The following is a 19,641-nucleotide window of genomic DNA, read 5'->3' on the forward strand; positions in this document are numbered from 1 at the left end:
ATAATCACTCCATTTAATAAAATTTGTTTGTCCTCAATAATTAATTATAACAGTTCCAGTAGTTAATCCGCCACCAAAACCGACAAGGGCAACTTTGTTTCCTCTTTGAATTTTACCGCTTGTAAGCAAATCTGCCAATAGCAGTGGTTCACTAGCTGCCGCTGTATTCCCATATTCATCAATATCAATTGGGAACCGACTTTTCGGCAAATCAAGCCTTCTAACAACGCTAGTAATAATTCTGGCATTAGCTTGATGCATGACAAAAACATCAATATCATCTAAAGCTAAATGAGCATCTGTTAGTGCTATTTTAATTGAACTGGGAACCCTCTTTAACGCAAAGTTAAACACTTTATGACCATCCATCTTAAAGAACCGATTTTCCTGATTGGTACTTTTCCCAAATGGTGTAACGCAGGGAAAGTGTCCAGCTGTTAAAGCTGACCCCAAATCACCATAAGTTTGAAGGGACTCTCCTAAGATCTTCGAATCAGAACTAGGATCATTTTTAACCAAGATTCCAGCGGCTCCATCACCAAAAAGCACGGCAGTTGATCGATCTGACCAGTCCAAAAACTTACTTAATACTTCCGCACCAATCAAAATCCCACAACTACCGTTCTTTTTTGCTAACAACGAATTAAGAATTGACGTTCCAAACGCAAAACCCGTACATGCGGCATCAATATCAAACGCCACCGCATTAGTAGCGTCAATCGCACCCTGAACGCTAGCAGCCGTCGATGGAGTCTGATAATCAGATGACATGGTGGCCACAATTACATAATCCAAGTCTTTAGGATCAGTCCCAGAACTTTTCAAAAGCTTTTGAGCCACTTCCACACTCATTGACGTTGTAGATTCATTAACCGCAATGTGCCGACTTGAAATGCCTGTTCGTCTCTTAATCCATTCATCAGAGGTGTCCATAATCTTAGCCAGGTCGTCATTAGTGACGACCTTTTCAGGAACACTTTTGGCGCTTGAAATAATTTTAAAAGCACTCACTACTTATCACCTACTTAATCGGACCGGTCAGCTAACGAGAATTCAAGCGTGGCCGAACAAGCTTTATCGCCATTAACTTCACTATCAGCTACCATCGTGTAGGTTCCATCGTTAACTTCTTTTAAATCAACGTGAACTTTCAAAGTGTCGCCGGGTCGAACCATGTGTCTAAACTTCACATTTTTAGTTTTGTTAAGTTTAGTAACCTTACTTTTAGGATCAACATCAAGCGATTTCAAAATGAGGATTGACGCCACCTGCGATAAGGTCTCAACAATTAAAACTCCTGGCATTAGTGGAAATCCGGGAAAATGACCCTGAAAATAGTTTTCATTAGCGGTGACGTTCTTTACGGCATCGATTGACTCGCCCGGGGTTAGCTGATCCACTCGGTCCACAAATAAAGTTGGGTTACGGTTTGGAAGAATTTCCATTATTTTATCAATGCTTAACTGTTCCATATTTTCATCTCACAAAATTTAGTTTTACGTTACAAATGTGACGTTTGGTAACATCTTAACGTTTATTCAAACTGAGTGCCTCGCTACTTACTAACAGGATTTTATCCTTTGAATTATACCCAATCGCCCATCGATTTCCGTATCGATCTCCGGGAATTCCTGGGAATTTATCGGCCTCATCATTATCCATATCCTGTAGATAATCATAGGATTCTGGGATGGGAGCCGAGTAACGATCGATTCCAACACCATCAACATAGTACATCCGCCAGTGATTGGTGTCATTTATGAAATGATGCTCTTGATCATAGGAACCGGGCATAACCTCAACGCTGTACTCAAGGTAATCTGGGTTGACCAGAACAGTATGCCCATTATCCATGATTGCGGAATAATAGGTGCCATAGTCCACCAAATCTGGATAACGATGACGTTCAATCTTTTGCCGTGGCGCCAGCTCAATATCTGTCCCATCAATCACTCTCTGTTTATTAGGATGTCGTTTTTCATCGATTTCAGTTTGAAATTTTTTCAAGAATTCATTGGCCGAACCGTGCAATTTGGAAATACCATCCGAAATCCGATTTTTTCTAACCATGATACTGTCCCTCCTTAATTTTTTTACACTTGATTTTACCACATTGAAGACTAAATTCTAACGTTTGGGCACCAAGGTATCGTATACTTGCTTATAGTATAAGAGATCAAATAATCAATGAAGGTAGGTAAGAAAAATGGAATTGAAGCTTGAACGAATCTATACCAAGCCCGTCGATAAGGATGGATACCGAATCCTAGTTGATCGTCTCTGGCCTCGTGGAATCTCGAAGGTTAACGCCGATCTAGATATTTGGTTCAAATCAATCGCTCCAAGTACCGAACTAAGAAAATGGTTCGGACACGACCCCGCCAAGTTTGAGGAATTCAAACAAAAGTATTTGGATGAACTAAAAAATAATCCACAAATGCCCGGATTTATATCATTAATTTCCACCCATTTAAAATCGGGCAACGTAATTTTATTATACGGAGCAAAAGATACAAAGCATAATCAAGCGATCATTATCTATCACTATTTGCTTGCCCAACCTGAGATTAAAGCAGAACTCAATCAGTAATGGAGGAATTTAACATGAAAACAGTAGAAATTGGTAAATCAGACGTAACGACCGTCCCACTAGGTTTAGGCACTAATGCCGTTGGTGGTCACAACTTATTTCCAAACTTAAGTGACCAAACCGGAATCGAAATCGTTAAAACAGCTTTAGACTCTGGCATTACCCTGCTAGATACTGCCTTTGCGTATGGCATGGGCGAATCAGAAAAACTAATCGGTGAAGCCATCAAGGGATACGATCGTTCTAAGATTCAGATCGCTACTAAGGGTTGTCAAAAGGTTCAAAGCGATGGAAGCGTTGTTATTGATGACTCTCCGGAATACTTAAAACAATGCGTCGAAGATAGTTTGAAACGACTTCAAACCGACTACGTTGATATCTTCTACATCCATTTTCCAGATGATCACACCCCATTAAACGAATCAGTGGCTGCTTTAAACGAAATGAAAAAAGCCGGTAAGATTCGTGCCATCGGAGTTTCAAACATGTCAATGAAACAATTAAAGCAGGCCAACCTTGACGGACTGGTTGACATTGATGAAGAAGAATACAACTTGATTGATCGCTCAGCCGAAAGGGAAAGATTCCCATATCTAAAGGAACACGATATTTCATTTGTTCCATTCTTCCCACTTGCATCTGGACTCTTGACCGGCAAGTACAGCAAAGAGACTAAGTTCCCAAAGGATGATATCAGACATGACAATCCCGACTTTAAAGGCAAAGAGTTCAAAAAGATTGTTGAAAAAGTTGACCAACTAAAGCCAATTGCCGACAAGCATGACGCTACCGTTGCTCAAATCGTCATTGCTTGGTACATCAAGAATCCTGATATCACGGTTGTTATTCCGGGTGCCAAAAAGCCAGAGCAAGTCAAAAGCAATGCTAAAGCGTTAGACATTGACCTTAGCCACGCCGAGTATGATCAAATTAACACCCTATTTAAATAGAAATTAAGAAATGAAAAGCGTTCATCATTTGATGAACGCTTTTTTGACACTTATTTATTTTTAATTTCACGGTAGAAAATGATTTGAGCCGCTGAATTCCAGAAACTAATGAAAATCATTGGAACATATACAATTACAGAAACCACCGCGGCTAAAATAGAATTACCCTTCACAACGGTTGTAACGGCTGTCATCAAAATGGTTAATACGAAATACATACAGAAAAATAACAGCTGCAGATAAAAAAAGTTCCACTTGTAACCCTTCGTTGTTTGCCAAGCATCGGTAAATGCTTGAGTAATCCCAACTTCTTTTCCGGTCTCAATTTCATCTTGATACGAATACATCCAAAGACCCCATCCAACCGACAAGATGACGCCGGGAACAATCAATAGGAGGGTTGCAAAGGCCTCTGCAAGTGTCATTAATAGTCCTACCAGAATGATGACAGGCCAATTATACTTACGATTAAAAGCCACAAAAGCATTCTTAAACTTAAAACTATCATTTTGAATACTCTTGGCGTATCCCATGGCCAAAGAGGCAGAAAATAAGATTCCCACCAGACCAACGATTAATTCAAAGATTGAGAAAAGGGCTCTTTGCATGCCTTGAAGCTTGAACAACATCATTGGATCCGAAAAAGCTCCCACGACCCCAGCTGGGATGCCCATTAAAAACATCATCCACCAGTTCTTCTTAACGATTCCCCACGACTTTGTCATTGCATTTGCAATCATATGTATTCCTCCATTTTTCGTTACTAGAATTATTACACGCCGAGTTCTTTTTGACAACGTAAAAAAAGAGAAGCAACTTGCTTCTCTTTTTGTAACTAATGATTAACTATTTAATTTCTTCGTAGAATTTAATGTTAGCCATTGAGAACCATACCATGTAAAAGATTGAAATTGCGATGGCGAGCACCGTCAAAATGACTTCAAGCACAATTGCAAAGACGGTCCATGTCAACATTGAGGCAAAGATCCACCAGAGAAGTGCACCTACCAGGACAATTACCGCGTAGGTTACGATGGCAATGATTAGGTTCAAAACTTTCAAACCAATCAGACCCCAACGATTGCCAGTCATGAGTTTCCATGAAGCTGAAAAGCCATCCATTAGATGAACTTTTTTACCAGCTCGTTGAACATCAAAGTAGGTTAAGTAAATGAACGCTAACCCAGTGGCAACAAAGATCCAAGCAATTCCAACTAATGCTAGAATCACAATTCCAACAATGATCAAAGCGACCACTTGAGCGGTGGTGGTGTTAAAACCAAAGACTCGAGGAACAAATGAAGCACTAATAACGCCAGCGGAGGCAACAAATAATGCACCAAAAATGAAACTAATCAAATCCATAAAAGCGGCATACAGTGCTGCCACTAACCATGTATTTCCTTGTTTAAATGCCACAAAGGCATCTTCAAATTTAAACGTATCGGTCTCGTCACCAGTCAGGTACCCCATCGCTGCTGATTCAAATAATACAATCCCAATAATTCCAACGATGATCGAGATTAACCAGATACTAAAACTGGCACCCAAACTATAACTTAAACTCAAAGCCTCAGAATTTTGCAGGCTGCTAACTAATCCACCCAGAACAGCGGATATTAAGATCGCAGGAACAACCATTGCTAACAAAATCCAAAAATGCTTTTTGGTTACGTTAAGGGCACTTTTAATTGCTTTAATAATCATAATAATTCTCCCTTTGTTAATTTATTTACAATTTCATTATAACGAAATCTTAATAAAAACGCTATCAGTCACAATCACAACCAATAAAAAAAAGAAGCACACGCTTCTCTTTTGACTAAATTAGTCATCCCATTGGTCAACAGTGTCAACTGGAGCATCAGGATTCCCGTTCCAACGGAAGTCACCGTACCAAATTGAACGCTTGTCAACGTTAAGGCTATTAATTAGGCGAATGTCATCGTCGTCAAGTTCAAAGTCAAAGATGTCAGCATTGGCTTTAATGTATTTTTCGTGAGCTGACTTTGGAATTGAGATAATGCCACGTTGCATGTCCCAACGAATAATGATTTGTGCGGTTGATTTACCGTACTTTTCAGCAATCTTCTTAACAAGTGGATTGTTTAAAGCAGCTCCACCACCAAGTGGTGACCATGCTTCAAGCTTAATGTCATTTAAGTCACAGTATTCTTTAATGTCAGCTTCTTGTTCTAATGGATGAAATTCCATTTGGTTAACAGCTGGCTTTACGGAAGCGTGCTTCATCAAGTCTCTTAGACGACGAATGTTGAAGTTTGAAACTCCAATGGCCCGTGCTTTACCTTCATGGTAAATCTTTTCAAGAGCACGCCAGGTTTCCTTGTACTTACCATTAACTGGCCAGTGAATCAGTAACAAATCAACGTATGAAGTTTGAAGACGCTTTAATTGTCCTTCAAAAGCTTCAAGAGTTGAATCATATCCTTGGTCACCATTAAATACTTTAGTCGTTAGAAAAACATCTTCACGTTTTAATCCGTTGTCAGCCAGACCTTTTTTCAGACCCTCACCAACACCGGCTTCATTTCCATATTGTTTGGCGGTATCGATTGCTCGATAACCATCATTTAGTGCCCATTCAACGGATTGAGCGGCGGTTTTATTATCACTCTTCCAAACACCCATTCCTAATTGGGGCATTTCAACGCCATTATTTAAACGTACTTTTGATTCTAAATCTCTACTCATACTTAACACCTCCATGAACTAATTGTAGGATATCACGTTATTTATTTCATGAATTTTGTTTGTTATTTTTAGCGAGCGTCACGGTAAAATCAAGCGTTCCCTTGTTCACGACGTCTAAGATGTACTGAAATAACATCATAATCCAAGAAAAGGCCAACGTGAACGAAGTAATCTCAAAGGCTGTTAGTGAGAAGTAGTTCACAACTTGAAAGAGGATACTGGCCAGCACTAGTAGTAGTCCAATCAAATACGACGTTTTCAGGAAGTTTTTAGAAATTCCAGGCCAAAGCCAACGAATTCCAGCAATCAGAATAATAATAATCCAAACTAACGACCAGCCAAACTGAGTGTGCCAAAAATGCATCCACGGAATCTGAATGTCATTGGGAATAATCCCGATAGCGGCCACGTTAAACGCCATTAACGTCAAAAGGGTTCGTAAAATCCAAGTTTGAATGGTTGGTCTTTGAACTGATTTTAACGAAACAAACAAGAAATCAATCACAGCCCACATCAATAAAGCGGAAAAGATAATGGTCAAGTTAAACTGCCAACTGTCGGTTGCTCGACTCGTCCCCAAAAAGCTCAGATTATGGCGCCACCAGTAGCGATGACTGTTTGACGACATGGAGATCAGAACACCAGAAACAATGATTAGGTTCAAAAGATCGACTAATAAAGTTGGCGTTAGAGCCACTGCCACACTAATCATGACGTAGTTCACGATTCCCTCTAAAATGGCAATGATGATGGTCGCCGTATACACATCGAAAGTGGCGCCTTTAAAAGCAATTCCCAGAATCCAAAATACCCCAAGCAGCCCAACCAATAAACTGGCAGTAAAGGATAGAACAATCGTTGGAAAGTTTCGCCAGTAAATATTGCGATAAATGGTATTTTGTGGATTCTTGCGACTTTTAATGAGAAAAATCGTAAACAGTAAAGCACCAAAAAACAGTCCCAATACAATGGTGCCACTGGCAATCGAATATTTACCACTGATGGGGACGATCTGAAAGTGCCGATACTTAAAAAAGATCAGTGCGATTAACGCGGTCATCACCGCCGGAATCAGCGACCACCAGATCGAAACGTTCCACGAATTCGGCGTGCCATCATTAACTTTCTCTACCGTCATGCCCTGTCTTCGCAGTGTCAAGTTCAATTTGGCTCCCGGCTTAATATGGAGACGTTCAACGACCTGATTTGGGATTGCAATTTTATACTTTGGTTCCGTCATTATGATTCCTCGTTCGTTATGAATTTGAAAATAGTTTTATTCTTCTATTATAACGGACCCAGGACTAATTATTAAAAAAAGAAGCAGAATTCTATGAATTCTACTTCTTAAGTTAGTTGATAATTTTAATTTATTTGTCATCACCAGTGAAATCGAAAACAACACGGCCAACAATCTTACCAGCCTTCATGTCATCAATTACGTTGTTGATATTTTCTAACTTGTCAGTTCTAACGATTGGTTTAACCTTACCTTCAGCACCGAACTGGAAGGTTTCTCTAAGATCTTGTCTAGTTCCAACTAGTGAACCAGCAACTTTAATACCGTCAAGAACGGTCTTGTCGATGTTAAGTGCCATATCACCCTTTGGTAGAGCAACCGCAACTAAGGTTCCGTCAGGACGTAAAGCGTTAACTGATTGAGTGAAAGCATCCTTGTTAACGGCAGTAACGATTGAATCGTAAACCCCACCAACTTTATCTTGAACTTGTTCGGCAACGTTACCGTCATGTCTGTTAATCAAAACATCGGCACCATTTTCTTTAGCAGCTTCCAACTTCTTAGGATCTCCATCCACAACTACAACTGGAGCACCAAAGACGTTTTTGGCAAGTTGAACACCCAGGTTACCTAATCCACCGGCACCAACGATTTCAACCCACTTGCCGGGTCTCGTGTCACCAATCTTTAAAGCTTTGTAAGTGGTAACACCGGCACAAGTTAGTGAAGTTGCTTCAACGGGGTCCAAGCCTTCAGGAACCTTAACGGCGTACTTAGCATCAACGATACATTCTTCTGCCATGGCACCGTTAACGGTGAAACCAGAGTTTTTAACGTTACGACATAAGGTCTCATTACCAGTAACACAATACTCACAAGTACCGTCAGCTGAGTAGAACCAAGCGATTGAAACTCGATCACCAACTTTTAAGTCGGTAACATCGTCAGCAACTTGAGTTACACGTCCGACTCCTTCGTGACCAATGATTCGGCCCGGAACTTCACCGAAGTCACCCGAGGCAACGTGGAGGTCAGTATGACAGAGTCCACAATACTCAACTTTAACTAAAGCTTCACCCTCGTGAATTGGACGAAGTTTGACATCTTTAACATCAACGTATCCATCTGAATTATCTCTAACAACTGCTGCTTTTACCATATTAATTCTCCTATTCCCATGATTTATAGTCGTCTATCTATCAACAATTCCTATCATATAGTTAAAATTTTCACGTGTCAACAGGGAATTGTAAGCGATAACAGATTGTAATATATCCTTAAAAAACGAAGAATTAAAAAAGTGATTTATTTCCATGCCCAGGGGTCTTGATGCCATTTATTAAGTCGCTCGTACTGATCATTTTCGATTTGACCGTTGTTAAGCATTTGCTTAATTAGTTCAGGATAAGTTAACAGCGGAACAAATCTTAAATCAGCCTTGTCAAAATTATCGTCGGCATCACTAAAACCATAGGAGAAGATGGAAACCACCCCATCAACTTGATGGCCGTCATTTTGAACTGCCTGAGCTGCTTTAATCACACTGCCGCCAGTTGAAATTAAATCATCAATGAGCACAATGTGATCATCTGGGCCTACTTTTCCTTCAATCTGTTTACTGGTTCCATGATCCTTTGGTTTGGATCTAACGTAGATCATCGGTAACTTCATTGCTTCAGCTACCCAGGCTGCATGCGGGATCCCAGCCGTTGCCACTCCGCCAATGACCGTGACGTTCGGAAAATTAGTCTGAATTAACTGACCAAGTACCTGATAAATCTTTTTTCTTAGTTCTGGATACGAAATCGTTAAACGCAGATCGGTGTAAATTGGCGACTTAATCCCACTGGCAAACGTAAAGGGGCGTCTTGGATTCAGTTGAACGATTTGGTCGTTAACCAGGTCTTTTAAAATCTCAGTTGTACTATTCATAACTAATCTGTCCCCTTTTTTAAATTCCATTCATCATTGTATTTTTGATAAGCCCGATAAGGATGTTCACTCTGCGTAATGGGACGTCCTACGACAATGGCAGACGCACCATCACGTCGCGCTTGTTCTGGTGTTGCCACCCGTTTTTGATCTTCACTGGCGTCGTCTTTACTTCTGATTCCCGGCACAACGTAATCAAAATCAACCCCAACCTGCTTCACTAAATCGGGCAACTCCTTAGCGGAGGTAATAACTCCCTCACAACCAGAACTTTTAGCTAACTTAGCTAGAGAAACCACCTGCTCATTCATGCTCAAAGAACAATTTTGTTCGTTAGCGAGTCCTTTTTGCAAAATAGAAGTTAATTCGGTCACCCCTAATAACTCGGGAATCTGATTATGAGAGTGATTACTGCCATCCACTAAGCCGCGCTTAGCAGCCCTCATCATTTCACTTCCGCCAAGTGTGTGCACGGTCACGTAGTCAACCCCAAGTTGAGCAAGCTGAAACATGCCCGCGTATACAGTATTAGGAATGTCCATTAACTTCAGGTCTAAAAAGATTGAACACCCTTTATTTTTGATTTCTTTGACCGTCTCAGGACCGTATCGATAGAAAAGTTCCATGCCAATCTTGACCGTCAACTGACTTGGGTACGCAAATTGATCCAAAAACGTATTTACGTCCATCTGCGTCGGAAAATCCAGCGCAATCATCATCGTCTTCTTCATTTTCTTACCTCGCAAAAAAGGACCAATCACAGACGGGTGTCAGAGAATGGTCCTTTAAAATTAAATTTATATCAGTTAATAAACATAATCCTGGTTTCTCTGAACCAACTTAATTAATTATTACTCTAAATATAGGGAATATCGGTGGGGCCGTCAAGATAAAAGTTCATCTTGTCAAAACAATTTTACTATGTAATAATCACTAACAGCGTCAAATAAACAAGACCAGTGAGTCTTAATTTGGAGGAAATTATGGATAAAATAAGCAATAATACTGAGCACAGCCATGCATCAATGAGCAAGAACCAGAAACTAGTCTTACTGTCGTCTAGTTCTGGCTTTGGTCTTGAAAACATGGATGTGCTTTTTCTGTCTTTTACAATGAGTTCGATCATCGCATCCTTACACATCTCAGCCGGAGCGGCCGGGTTAATTGGAACCATCACCAACTGGGGAATGTTGCTTGGTGGCGTGATCTTTGGATTTCTTGGTGACCGTTTTGGTCGAGTCAAAACGTTTACCTACACCATCTTCATCTTTGCGTTTGCGACCGCTCTAATGGGATTTGCCAACAATATCTACTTAATCTACTTTCTAAGACTGTTGACCGGGATTGGAGCTGGTGGTGAGTATGGACTTGGCATTACTTTACTAGCCGAAGCCTTTCCGAAGAATAAGTTAGGAAAAATGTCATCAATTGCATCAGTCGGAGGGCAAGTCGGTGCTCTACTTGCAGCTATCCTGGCCGCCTTTATTATTCCACACCTTGGCTGGCATGCGTTGTACTTGTTCGGGCTCATTCCGATTGTCCTAATCTTCTTCGTTAGACGCCACCTACATGAGTCGGATGAGTTTCTTGAATCAAAGCAGGAACAGACCATTTCAACTGGTGAAGCAATTAAAAAATACATGTTTTCAGACTTTAAGACCGCCTATCAGAGTGTCGGTTTGATGATTATGACCACCGTTCAAATCGCTGGATACTTCGGTTTAATGAATTGGCTTCCAACCATCGTTCAAAAGCAAAGTGGCTTAAACGTCGCGGGATCCTCACTGTGGATGATTTCCACCATTATTGGGATGAGCGTTGGCATGATGGTGTTTGGCACGATTCTTGATCACATCGGACCACGGCTCTCATTTGGGATCTTCCTAATTGCCTCATCAATCATGGTTTATTTATTGGCCCTAGCGCACACCACGATTGCTCTACTAGTGATTGGTGCGGTCGTTGGTTTCTTCTCAAACGGGATGTACGGCGGATACGGTGCGGTTGTGAGTCAACTCTATCCCACTGAGGTTAGAAGTAGCTCCAACAATATCATCGTGGGAGTTGGGCGAGCTGTTGGTGGAATGTCATCGGTCATTATCGGAATTCTAATGGATCAATACAACCTGTACGTAGTAATGATTTTCCTTTCCGTTTTATATTTAATCAGCTTTGTCACCATGATCAGCATCCCTGGCATTAAAAAATTAAGTAAAAACACTAAATTAAGTGCAAATAACTAACATTTTTAACCCAAAAGAACTAGAATAGACATGAATAAATGAAAAAGGGGATATATAACATGGCTGATGATTTTGAAACACCACGCGTATTAGACGAAAAGATGTCAGAAGTATTTGATTGGAGCGACGACTCAACTCCAGTACGTGATGCATTATGGGATCACTACATGGAAGATAACAGTCATGATACCATGAAGACTGAATCTGATATGGAAAAGTACTTAAACATGAGCGATGACGACGTTAAAGCTGATGCTGAAAAGTTACTTAAGAAATAGTTTTTGATTCTTAGAACTCATCATTAATTGATGGGTTCTTTTTTATACAAAAAGAGATGACTGAATTGTCATCTCTTTTATTTAGAATTAATTATTAACGATTCGTTGATAAACATGAGTTGTTAACAGATAAATTACTATATAGAAAATAATTAAAACTAGTGTCGCACAGACACTGACGCTTAGCATAACTTTTGAATCATATACCCCAATCATTTTTAGTACGCTTGATAGAGCTGGATATGCAAAGCCTAAGTTTATAACTGTTCCAACAATTGGCAACATAAAGACCATGAGCATTTGACTGTGAATTGCATGTTTACTTTCCTTAGTACTTAACCCAACTTTTTTCATTGTTTTAAAGCTGTTTTTATCAGACAGTCCTTCCGAAATTTGCTTGTAATAGATAATTAGTGCAGTCATAATTACCATAATAAAAGCAATTAGAATTCCAACAAATAACAGACTACCAAAAACAGATTGAATTAAATCTTTCATCATCGGTTTAGAAGTATACTCATATTCTGGGATTTTTAATTGTTTCTGGATTTGTCTAGAAGTGGCCACCTTAGCTTTATCATTTCCATAAATATTAAAAGCAGTTACATTTTGAAAGGGAACATCTTTCTCTTCTTTCACAAATGGATTGATTTTCAAGACACTCTCTTTGTTTGAAGCAACGACATACGTCCTACGCTGCCCTAAGTTAGGTGAATCTGATGTGACAGAGAAATGATTAATTCTTTTAACATGATACTCACCACCATTTGTCTTAATCTCTTTTGGAACGATCTTAGACCTAGGTGAGAAAAATAATACCTGGTTCGGTTTTAATTTAACGCTTTGATGCTGCCAATCATTGTAATCTTTCAACGATACGATTGATAATTCAGTTTTACCAGTTAAACTTGGGACAAATTTACCTTCCTCAGTAAAGTTTCCTGATTGTGGTTGAGTTTGTTTTAATTGTTTAAAATCAGTGATATTAGTGTGGTTCTGTCTAGCAATATTACTAATACTTTTCTTATTAGTCTGAGTAAACTTAGTACTACTCGTAACCATGACATCATATGGACTGAAATTTTTGACTAACGCCTGGGTGTTAATAAATAAAGTTACAGTAGCCACAATTACTACCAAAGTTGCTGTACATAATAAGCAAATGGAAGCTAGCCCTGCACCATTCTGTTTCATTCGATACAACATTCCCGAAATAGAAATAAAGTGATTGGGTTGGTAATAAAATCGTTTGTTTTTTTGCAGCATTTTTAAAATTAAAATGCTGCCGGTAATAAAAACTAAGTACGTTCCTATTACAACTAAAACTACCGCAATTATAAATACATATAACACGCTGTCATTGGGCTTAGTCGTTGCTGAGATGAAATAACCACTTGCTAAACAAATTAATCCCATCACTCCCCAGAGGTAATGAGACTTCGGCTCATTAGGAGTCTTGCTTGCCGCCCTAAGCAACATAATTGGATTAGTCTTGATAATGCGACATACATCAATTAAAAATATTAAGAGAAAAATACCAGCAAATATCAGTAACACCAATCCGATAGCAATAATCGAAATAGTACTCTTAATTTGGCTGTCATTTAGTAATCGTTTAAGAATTAAAAATGCTAATTTTACAAAAGTGATCCCAAATATTATCCCAATTACACTACTAACTAAGTATAAAATGATATTTTCAATCAAAAGAATCAGATCTAAATTTGCTTTAGTCAGTCCCAAAATATTATACAGACCAAGCTCTTGATCCCGCTGTCGCATCAAAAAACTATTCGCATAGAAAATAAAAATCACAGAAATAAGTAATACAAATACTAGTCCGAGTATCATCAGAGCCTCAATCAACTTCCAATATTCACTGTTATGAAGACTACTATTATTTAATAAACTAAATAAAATGTAGTTAATTCCAATTAATAGTGACGTTGAAAGGATAAATAGGGCATATCGCGAAAGATTATGTCTCAGACTATGGAAGGATAATTTAGCTTCAATCATTATCAGAACCTCCCCTAATAATGGAATTAACACTGTTGGAAATTTCATCAAGGTACTGGTTCTGGCTCATGTCTCCTTTTCTCAAATCATGATAAATGATCCCATCTTTGATAAAAAGAGTTCGTTTTGAATAACTTGCCGATAAGGCACTGTGAGTCACCATCACAATCGTTTGCCCGGCAACATTTACTGAATTAAGTAGTTTCATTAACCTAGCCGAATTATGAGAATCAAGTGCTCCCGTTGGTTCATCTGCTAAAACTAATTCTGGACGAGTCACTAACGCTCTAGCAGCTGCAATTCTTTGTTTCTGACCACCAGAAATTTCGTATGGATATTTTTCCAAAATACTATTAATTCCTAATTCATCAGCAATTTTATTTAATTGCTTGGTCATAAGTACCATACTGGTCCTAGCTAAAACTAAGGGGAGTAATATATTGTCTTTATTATTAAATGTATCTAATAAATCAAAATCTTGGAAAATAAAACCTAGATGATCACGTCGAAATCTGGCTGCTTGTTCCTCAGATAGCTCATCAATGTTTGTCCCATTCAAATTGATTACACCACTTGTTGGCTTATCGAGGGTTGCCATGATGTTTAAAAGTGTGGTCTTTCCAGCACCAGATTCGCCCATGATGGCAACAAAGTCACCTTTGTTCACATCAAAAGAAATATCCTTTAGCGCAATTTTCTTTTCTAATCCTTCTCGATACACTTTCTTAACATGTTCTAATCTTAATAAAGTCATCTAAAATTCCCCTTGTTTAAGTTATGAATCCATTATAAAAGGTTACTTAAAAAATCGATCTTACGGTTTTGAAAGTAACCTTACAGTTTGTTATTTTTCAATTATTAAGTCAGAAAAAGTTAATTTAACGGTAGTGACGCGTTCATTAGAAGTCACCATAATTTTAATATTCAATTCATCACAGATTGTTTTAGTTAAATATAAACCCATCCCTGTCGAAGACTGCCGTGTTCTCCCGTTAGTTCCCGTAAAACCAGGTTCAAAAATTCGTGACAACTCACTTTGACGGATTGGAACTCCACTATCTTGAACACTAAGGGTAGTTCCCTTCCAATTCACATGAATTACAGTTTTTTTCGAAGCATACTTTAATCCATTATAAATTACCTGTTTTAACACAAAAGAAAGCCATTTCTTATCAGTTAAAACTTTAATGTTATCAACTTCAATTTTTGGAGTGATTTGTTTTTCGATGAAAAAAATCGAATACTCTTTTACAACCTGCTGAATCATTAAATTTAAATCATACGACTCAAACTTTAAGTCATGATTAAAACTATTTAATCGTTCATAAGTTAATAGGTTATCGAGTTCATTTTGCATTAACGACACTTGTTTGACGATGTCGTCACTATCAATCTTATCGGATTGTTCTGCCAAAATACTAAGCCTGGCAATTGGAAGCTTCATTTCGTGACTCCACATCATCAGATAATCCTGATTATTCTTCTCACGCTGTCTAATTTTCTTTTCTAACCTAGTGACATTATCAATTTGTTTATTAAAATTCATCTGTGTCAACCTAAGTAGTGGATCAGATTTGGAGAACTCGTTAATTTTTCTACTAGAAAAATCCTTTTGGGTCTTAGAAATTTTGTGATTCATCTTAACGATTTGATACAAAATAATAAAAACGACGGGTATCCACGTAAACCTGATCAAATCTTTACAAACTTCCATTGGAAACTTGTAAAGCAAACATAACGCTAACATGAAACTAAGCGTGATCAAGTAAACTAATACAATTGGAGTTTGTTGTAAGAATAATTGAATCCAATATTTAATCTTATTCATCAGAAATTAACCTATATCCGCGTTTTCGTTCGGTTACAATTCGATCATTCAGACCAACCTTATTTAGTTTGCCTCTTAAACGACTAATATTTACTCCAAGAACGTCCAAATCAATGAACGACCCACCTTCCCACAATAAACGCATTAATTTCTTTTTCGAGACTAGACTATTGACATTTAATATAAGGATGCGTAAAACGTAGGCTTCAGTTGGGGTTAACTTAACCGCATCATTACCGTCACTGAATTCATTTGTTAGAAAGTTCAGTTTAAAGTTTTCGTATTCTAAATAGTTTTCGTTGGGTTGGTTATTCTTAGTACGACGCAACATCGCACTAATTTTAGAACTCAATACGTTAGTGGAAAACGGTTTAGTAATGTAATCATCAGCACCAGCGGAAATGGCACGAACTGCGTTTGGGTCCATTTCTGCAGACGAAAGAAAAATAATGGGGACATTTGATTTTTTGCGGATTTTTTCAGTCCAATAAAATCCATCATAAATTGGCAAGGTAATATCCATTAGAACTAAATCAGCCTTTACCTCACTGAATTCATCTAGTATGTGTTCCCAATCTTTTGTCACCGTTACTATGTACTTCCATTTCTTAAGTTCACTAACAACCGCTTTCGCAATTGTTTGATCATCTTCAACTAAAAATATTCGTGTCATTTCTACCCTCCTACTATATTTTCTTAATCTTTTCTTAGTTTACACTATCAATAATTAGTTTTCATCCACAAAAAAGAAGCCAGCATGACTGACTTCTCTAAAAAGTTTAAATTGTTAACGATCGGCAACCAGCTTATATCCCCGCATTGGTACCGTCTTAATTTTTCCTTTTAGTCCAACTTGGTCTAACTTGCGTCGAAGTAAACTAATGTCATCTTCAATGGCATCCTCATCAATAAAACTTCCGTTCGCCCACAGAAACGTCATCAATTCCTTTTTGGACACTAACTTATTCTTATGCTCAATGAAAAGGACCATTAGTGAAGTCTCCGTTGGAGTTAGCTTAATCGACTGTGTATTACTGCTTAGTTCTCCCACTGCCGGATTTAAAGTGAACCCATCAAAACTAAATCCATTACTTTTATCTACCAAATTCTCATCTCCGATTTTATTTATTAAAATTGTCACAAAAAAAGGAAGCTACCGAGTAGCCTCCTTTTAGAGCTTATTAATCGTTGTCGTCCAAATCGTCGACAACCTTTTTATAATCTTTCATAAATTTATCATAAGCAGCAGAATCGAACTTGTCGAACTTACCAACTTCATGAAGGGTACGTTTAATTTCATGAATGGCACGGTGTTCTTCTAACCAACGATGAACTTTGTGGCCCTCTTGTGATTCAGTGCCTTCCTTGTCCAAAGTTTTTTGGAGTTCGTTCATAATTTCTGAAATCTTATCTAATGCTTTTGTTTCTTTACTTTCGTCTGACATAACAATCTCTCCCCTTTATTTAAGTATGACATCATTATATCTTGAAACATCAGGGGTTCAAACCAATATGCTCAAGGGTTTAAGAAAGTTATAAGAGTTCCTCTTGATTCTTGTGTCGCTGGACGTACTGCAGGATGTAAACGGCCAAAATAACCAGAACGGCACCAAGGACTTCAATCCAACTGATGTGCGTGTGTAAAAAGATCACACTCAAGATAAAGGTTGCTACCGGTTGAATGGCATCTAATAGACTAATAACTTCTGATGAAGTAAAGCGGGAAGCGTAGATCAGTGATGAGAATGTCAGGAGGGTTCCAAAGAGGATGATCCCACAAACACCAAGGACTCCACCCATTCCTAGGTGAGGAACGTTAGTCCAAACGGGATGATTAATGTTAAAGGCTAAACTGGCAATCAGAGTTCCCCAACCAAGAACCACGATTGGTGAGTTGTCGTGAGCCAGTGGCCTTGGAAGCACCACGTACAAAGCAGCAGTGATTCCAGAAATGATCCCCCAGAAAAACGAGTCAAAGGGAATGGATAATTGAGAAAGGTCCCCCTTAGTAATTGAAAGGAAAACTCCAGCTAGCGCCAAAATGAAGACCACGATGTCCATCTTCATAGGCTTTTTGCGCATGAACAGAAAACCACCCAGTAGGATGAATAACGGTGACAGGTACTGCAAAATCGTGGTGGCAGCGGCGTTTCCAGTCTGGATACTAACGTAGAAACTTCCCATGTTGGCAGCCAAACCGAACAAACCGTATAAAACTAGCCACATGATTGATTTCCATGAACGGAAAACACTAAAAATGCCTTTTCCGTAAATAATGGCACTGACTAGTAATAATACAATGGCAGCCCCGGTAGTTCGTGCTGACAAGAACCACGCAGCTGGAATCCCAACGTTTTGTGAAACGTACTGCGTAATAACGCCAGCAACACCCCATGAAGTTGAAGCAAACGCCGCTAAACTAATTCCTTTAACGGTGTTGCTCATCTTACCCGTTTTACTTTTCATATTCTCTCCTCACAGTCTACTCTTGATCTAAATGTGACTTTGCCTCATCAATCAACTTCAAATCAACGTAATCATTTAAAAAACGTTCCATCGGTGTGTACAAATGTCGTTTTTTAAAAGATACACTAAAATCCGCCACAATGGCAACCCTTAATTTATTTTCCGTCAAAAAAACCTGACCAATGCGCTGAAAATGTCCCTTAGTATGTTTCCCGATCCGCCAAGTATGAAGTTTAAAATTACCCTGCTCATCCTTCTTAATTACATAATTACCGGAGTCATCCAGTTTAACTGGAACCCCGGTAAAACGAATTACTTTATATTTATCTGCCATGATCTCGGCTAAAGCTTCTGTTGTTTAATATTGCGACGCTTGGAATCCTGCAAGATGTAGATGGCAAGAATTACCAAGGCGGATCCGACAATTTCCATTAAACTAATTTTGGTGTGCAAGAAGATAACACTCAAAATGAAAGTCACTACTGGCTGAACGGCGTCAACTAAACTAACATCTTCAGAGGAAGCAAAATGTAAACTGTGAAGCAAACATGCAAATGGGATTACGGTTCCAATGATAACAATGGCACCAATCCCAATGATCGCACCCATCGTTAAGTGAGGTACACCAACCCAAACTGGTTGATGAATGTTAAAGACCAATCCGGCAATCAAGGTTCCCCATCCAAGGACGACGATTGGTGAATTTTCTTCCATTAATGGCCGAGGGATGACAACGTAACATGCGGCCGTAATTCCTGAAACAATTCCCCAAAGTAACGCTGGCAGCGGAATGGCTAACTGATTAATGTCACCCTTGGTAATTGCCAAAAACACCCCGACAAGTGCCAACAGGAACACAATTAAATCAATCTTATAGGGACGTTTATGAAAGAACAAAAATCCACCTAAAAGGATGAACAGTGGTGATAAATACTGCAAGATGGTTGCTGATGCTGCGTTTCCGTCCTGAACACTAAGGTAAAACGACATCAGGTTGGCACCTAAGCCAATGATTCCATATGCCACAATACAAATAATCGATTTCCAGTCCTTAAAAACATGGAAGATTTTTTTCCCATACATAATCGAACCAATTGCTAAAAGTAGAATCCCGGAAAAAATAGTTCTGACGGACAAGAACCATGAAGCTGGAATAGCGGCATTTTGTGAGACAAACTGCAAAACAACCCCAGAAATACCCCAAAAAGTGGATGCAAGGGTTGCCCAAGCAATGCCTTTTAATACTTTACTTTTTCCAATGCTAGTCTTTTCTTCACTCATATTTTCACCCTAACTCGGCATAAACCGATTTATTTTTTTACATATCAATTTAATAGTTTAATTTTAGGCGTAAAGAACAGGGCGGTCAATAGTCCATGTCAT

Annotated in this window: 23 protein-coding genes; 4 read left to right on the forward strand and 19 right to left on the reverse strand. The window is 38.8% G+C overall.

Annotated features, from left to right (window positions below):
• Window positions 1-33 precede the first annotated feature (33 nt).
• Genes AC6UD1_RS03030 through AC6UD1_RS03040 form a run of 3 tightly spaced genes read right to left on the reverse strand, consistent with a single transcriptional unit; the run spans window position 34 to window position 2,070 of the window.
• Window positions 34-1,011: a beta-ketoacyl-ACP synthase III gene (locus tag AC6UD1_RS03030; protein WP_500707273.1), complete on the reverse strand. Its 978-nt coding sequence runs from the start codon at window positions 1,009-1,011 to the stop codon at window positions 34-36.
• Between the two features lie 14 nt (window positions 1,012-1,025).
• Window positions 1,026-1,472 (reverse strand): 3-hydroxyacyl-ACP dehydratase FabZ, encoded by a 447-nt coding sequence (fabZ, locus tag AC6UD1_RS03035; protein ID WP_500707274.1) that lies wholly within the window; start codon window positions 1,470-1,472, stop codon window positions 1,026-1,028.
• Between the two features lie 55 nt (window positions 1,473-1,527).
• A complete protein-coding gene (locus tag AC6UD1_RS03040; protein WP_500693411.1) occupies window positions 1,528-2,070 on the reverse strand; it encodes a hypothetical protein in 543 nt (180 codons plus the stop codon).
• A gap of 136 nt (window positions 2,071-2,206) precedes the next feature.
• Between AC6UD1_RS03040 and AC6UD1_RS03045 the strand changes: the two genes are divergently transcribed.
• Both AC6UD1_RS03045 and AC6UD1_RS03050 read left to right on the forward strand, forming a co-directional pair.
• A complete protein-coding gene (locus AC6UD1_RS03045; RefSeq protein ID WP_500696451.1) occupies window positions 2,207-2,590 on the forward strand; it encodes a DUF488 domain-containing protein in 384 nt (127 codons plus the stop codon).
• A gap of 14 nt (window positions 2,591-2,604) precedes the next feature.
• Complete coding sequence (locus AC6UD1_RS03050) at window positions 2,605-3,540, forward strand: aldo/keto reductase (protein ID WP_500695357.1); 936 nt, start codon at window positions 2,605-2,607, stop codon at window positions 3,538-3,540.
• A gap of 50 nt (window positions 3,541-3,590) precedes the next feature.
• Here AC6UD1_RS03050 and AC6UD1_RS03055 read toward each other — a convergent pair whose 3' ends face one another.
• The 7 genes from AC6UD1_RS03055 to pyrF form a co-directional block, all read right to left on the reverse strand.
• Window positions 3,591-4,280, reverse strand: coding sequence for a hypothetical protein (locus AC6UD1_RS03055; RefSeq protein WP_500696449.1), 690 nt, complete (start codon window positions 4,278-4,280; stop codon window positions 3,591-3,593).
• Between the two features lie 106 nt (window positions 4,281-4,386).
• Window positions 4,387-5,247, reverse strand: a complete 861-nt coding sequence (locus tag AC6UD1_RS03060) for a hypothetical protein (RefSeq protein ID WP_500707275.1) — start codon at window positions 5,245-5,247, stop codon at window positions 4,387-4,389.
• Between the two features lie 120 nt (window positions 5,248-5,367).
• Window positions 5,368-6,252, reverse strand: coding sequence for an aldo/keto reductase (locus tag AC6UD1_RS03065; protein ID WP_500707276.1), 885 nt, complete (start codon window positions 6,250-6,252; stop codon window positions 5,368-5,370).
• Window positions 6,253-6,298: 46 nt separating this feature from the next.
• Complete coding sequence (locus AC6UD1_RS03070; RefSeq protein WP_500707277.1) at window positions 6,299-7,492, reverse strand: AbrB/MazE/SpoVT family DNA-binding domain-containing protein; 1,194 nt, start codon at window positions 7,490-7,492, stop codon at window positions 6,299-6,301.
• Window positions 7,493-7,622: 130 nt separating this feature from the next.
• A complete protein-coding gene (gene adhP / locus AC6UD1_RS03075; RefSeq protein ID WP_500696445.1) occupies window positions 7,623-8,651 on the reverse strand; it encodes an alcohol dehydrogenase AdhP in 1,029 nt (342 codons plus the stop codon).
• A 146-nt stretch (window positions 8,652-8,797) separates the two neighbouring features.
• Window positions 8,798-9,424 carry an orotate phosphoribosyltransferase gene (gene pyrE, locus AC6UD1_RS03080; protein WP_500700873.1) on the reverse strand — a complete coding sequence of 209 codons (627 nt, stop codon included), beginning with the start codon at window positions 9,422-9,424 and terminating at the stop codon, window positions 8,798-8,800.
• Window positions 9,425-9,426: 2 nt separating this feature from the next.
• Window positions 9,427-10,155: an orotidine-5'-phosphate decarboxylase gene (gene pyrF / locus AC6UD1_RS03085; RefSeq protein ID WP_500700874.1), complete on the reverse strand. Its 729-nt coding sequence runs from the start codon at window positions 10,153-10,155 to the stop codon at window positions 9,427-9,429.
• Window positions 10,156-10,407: 252 nt separating this feature from the next.
• Here pyrF and AC6UD1_RS03090 point away from each other — a divergent pair, with 252 nt between their 5' ends.
• Window positions 10,408-11,667: an MFS transporter gene (locus tag AC6UD1_RS03090; protein WP_500700875.1), complete on the forward strand. Its 1,260-nt coding sequence runs from the start codon at window positions 10,408-10,410 to the stop codon at window positions 11,665-11,667.
• Window positions 11,668-11,726: 59 nt separating this feature from the next.
• Window positions 11,727-11,945, forward strand: a complete 219-nt coding sequence (locus AC6UD1_RS03095) for a P8 family protein (protein WP_500693400.1) — start codon at window positions 11,727-11,729, stop codon at window positions 11,943-11,945.
• An 87-nt stretch (window positions 11,946-12,032) separates the two neighbouring features.
• On the opposite strand, the gene AC6UD1_RS03100 is transcribed toward AC6UD1_RS03095, so the two are convergent.
• The 9 genes from AC6UD1_RS03100 to AC6UD1_RS03140 form a co-directional block, all read right to left on the reverse strand.
• The gene (locus AC6UD1_RS03100) at window positions 12,033-13,964 is read right to left on the reverse strand and encodes an ABC transporter permease (RefSeq protein ID WP_500707278.1); all 1,932 of its coding nucleotides are present in this window, start codon (window positions 13,962-13,964) and stop codon (window positions 12,033-12,035) included.
• On the reverse strand, window positions 13,957-14,718 hold the full coding sequence (locus AC6UD1_RS03105) for an ABC transporter ATP-binding protein (protein WP_500707279.1): 762 nt from the start codon (window positions 14,716-14,718) through the stop codon (window positions 13,957-13,959). The genes AC6UD1_RS03100 and AC6UD1_RS03105 overlap by 8 nt, the downstream gene beginning before the upstream one ends.
• A gap of 90 nt (window positions 14,719-14,808) precedes the next feature.
• Entirely contained in the window at window positions 14,809-15,792 is a 984-nt protein-coding gene (locus AC6UD1_RS03110; RefSeq protein ID WP_500707280.1) for a sensor histidine kinase, read from the reverse strand.
• Window positions 15,785-16,465: a response regulator transcription factor gene (locus tag AC6UD1_RS03115; RefSeq protein WP_500707281.1), complete on the reverse strand. Its 681-nt coding sequence runs from the start codon at window positions 16,463-16,465 to the stop codon at window positions 15,785-15,787. Before AC6UD1_RS03115 ends, AC6UD1_RS03110 begins: the two co-directional genes overlap by 8 nt.
• A 114-nt stretch (window positions 16,466-16,579) precedes the next feature.
• The gene (locus tag AC6UD1_RS03120) at window positions 16,580-16,897 is read right to left on the reverse strand and encodes a winged helix-turn-helix domain-containing protein (RefSeq protein ID WP_500706238.1); all 318 of its coding nucleotides are present in this window, start codon (window positions 16,895-16,897) and stop codon (window positions 16,580-16,582) included.
• Between the two features lie 76 nt (window positions 16,898-16,973).
• On the reverse strand, window positions 16,974-17,237 hold the full coding sequence (locus AC6UD1_RS03125) for a hypothetical protein (protein WP_500693395.1): 264 nt from the start codon (window positions 17,235-17,237) through the stop codon (window positions 16,974-16,976).
• An 88-nt stretch (window positions 17,238-17,325) separates the two neighbouring features.
• Window positions 17,326-18,258, reverse strand: a complete 933-nt coding sequence (locus AC6UD1_RS03130; protein WP_500707282.1) for a DMT family transporter — start codon at window positions 18,256-18,258, stop codon at window positions 17,326-17,328.
• A 16-nt stretch (window positions 18,259-18,274) separates the two neighbouring features.
• Window positions 18,275-18,592 (reverse strand): DUF7671 family protein, encoded by a 318-nt coding sequence (locus AC6UD1_RS03135; RefSeq protein WP_500693393.1) that lies wholly within the window; start codon window positions 18,590-18,592, stop codon window positions 18,275-18,277.
• 8 nt (window positions 18,593-18,600) lie between these two features.
• Window positions 18,601-19,539, reverse strand: coding sequence for a DMT family transporter (locus tag AC6UD1_RS03140; RefSeq protein ID WP_500693392.1), 939 nt, complete (start codon window positions 19,537-19,539; stop codon window positions 18,601-18,603).
• Window positions 19,540-19,641: the final 102 nt, after the last annotated feature.

It is taken from the genome of Fructilactobacillus sp. X8R1C1 (assembly GCF_059900945.1).

Bases quoted from the DNA above. Each gene is read 5' to 3' on its own strand.
- pyrF (WP_500700874.1), bottom strand. From the start codon at position 10,155: ATGAAGAAGACGATGATGATTGCGCTGGATTTTCCGACGCAGATGGAC.
- adhP (WP_500696445.1), bottom strand. From the start codon at position 8,651: ATGGTAAAAGCAGCAGTTGTTAGAGATAATTCAGATGGATACGTTGAT.
- AC6UD1_RS03040 (WP_500693411.1), bottom strand. From the start codon at position 2,070: ATGGTTAGAAAAAATCGGATTTCGGATGGTATTTCCAAATTGCACGGT.
- AC6UD1_RS03050 (WP_500695357.1), top strand. From the start codon at position 2,605: ATGAAAACAGTAGAAATTGGTAAATCAGACGTAACGACCGTCCCACTA.
- AC6UD1_RS03125 (WP_500693395.1), bottom strand. From the start codon at position 17,237: ATGTCAGACGAAAGTAAAGAAACAAAAGCATTAGATAAGATTTCAGAA.
- AC6UD1_RS03135 (WP_500693393.1), bottom strand. From the start codon at position 18,592: ATGGCAGATAAATATAAAGTAATTCGTTTTACCGGGGTTCCAGTTAAA.
- AC6UD1_RS03045 (WP_500696451.1), top strand. From the start codon at position 2,207: ATGGAATTGAAGCTTGAACGAATCTATACCAAGCCCGTCGATAAGGAT.
- AC6UD1_RS03105 (WP_500707279.1), bottom strand. From the start codon at position 14,718: ATGACTTTATTAAGATTAGAACATGTTAAGAAAGTGTATCGAGAAGGA.
- AC6UD1_RS03055 (WP_500696449.1), bottom strand. From the start codon at position 4,280: ATGATTGCAAATGCAATGACAAAGTCGTGGGGAATCGTTAAGAAGAAC.
- AC6UD1_RS03115 (WP_500707281.1), bottom strand. From the start codon at position 16,465: ATGACACGAATATTTTTAGTTGAAGATGATCAAACAATTGCGAAAGCG.
- AC6UD1_RS03070 (WP_500707277.1), bottom strand. From the start codon at position 7,492: ATGACGGAACCAAAGTATAAAATTGCAATCCCAAATCAGGTCGTTGAA.
- AC6UD1_RS03110 (WP_500707280.1), bottom strand. From the start codon at position 15,792: ATGAATAAGATTAAATATTGGATTCAATTATTCTTACAACAAACTCCA.
- AC6UD1_RS03130 (WP_500707282.1), bottom strand. From the start codon at position 18,258: ATGAAAAGTAAAACGGGTAAGATGAGCAACACCGTTAAAGGAATTAGT.
- AC6UD1_RS03090 (WP_500700875.1), top strand. From the start codon at position 10,408: ATGGATAAAATAAGCAATAATACTGAGCACAGCCATGCATCAATGAGC.
- pyrE (WP_500700873.1), bottom strand. From the start codon at position 9,424: ATGAATAGTACAACTGAGATTTTAAAAGACCTGGTTAACGACCAAATC.
- AC6UD1_RS03100 (WP_500707278.1), bottom strand. From the start codon at position 13,964: ATGATTGAAGCTAAATTATCCTTCCATAGTCTGAGACATAATCTTTCG.
- fabZ (WP_500707274.1), bottom strand. From the start codon at position 1,472: ATGGAACAGTTAAGCATTGATAAAATAATGGAAATTCTTCCAAACCGT.
- AC6UD1_RS03065 (WP_500707276.1), bottom strand. From the start codon at position 6,252: ATGAGTAGAGATTTAGAATCAAAAGTACGTTTAAATAATGGCGTTGAA.
- AC6UD1_RS03095 (WP_500693400.1), top strand. From the start codon at position 11,727: ATGGCTGATGATTTTGAAACACCACGCGTATTAGACGAAAAGATGTCA.
- AC6UD1_RS03140 (WP_500693392.1), bottom strand. From the start codon at position 19,539: ATGAGTGAAGAAAAGACTAGCATTGGAAAAAGTAAAGTATTAAAAGGC.
- AC6UD1_RS03060 (WP_500707275.1), bottom strand. From the start codon at position 5,247: ATGATTATTAAAGCAATTAAAAGTGCCCTTAACGTAACCAAAAAGCAT.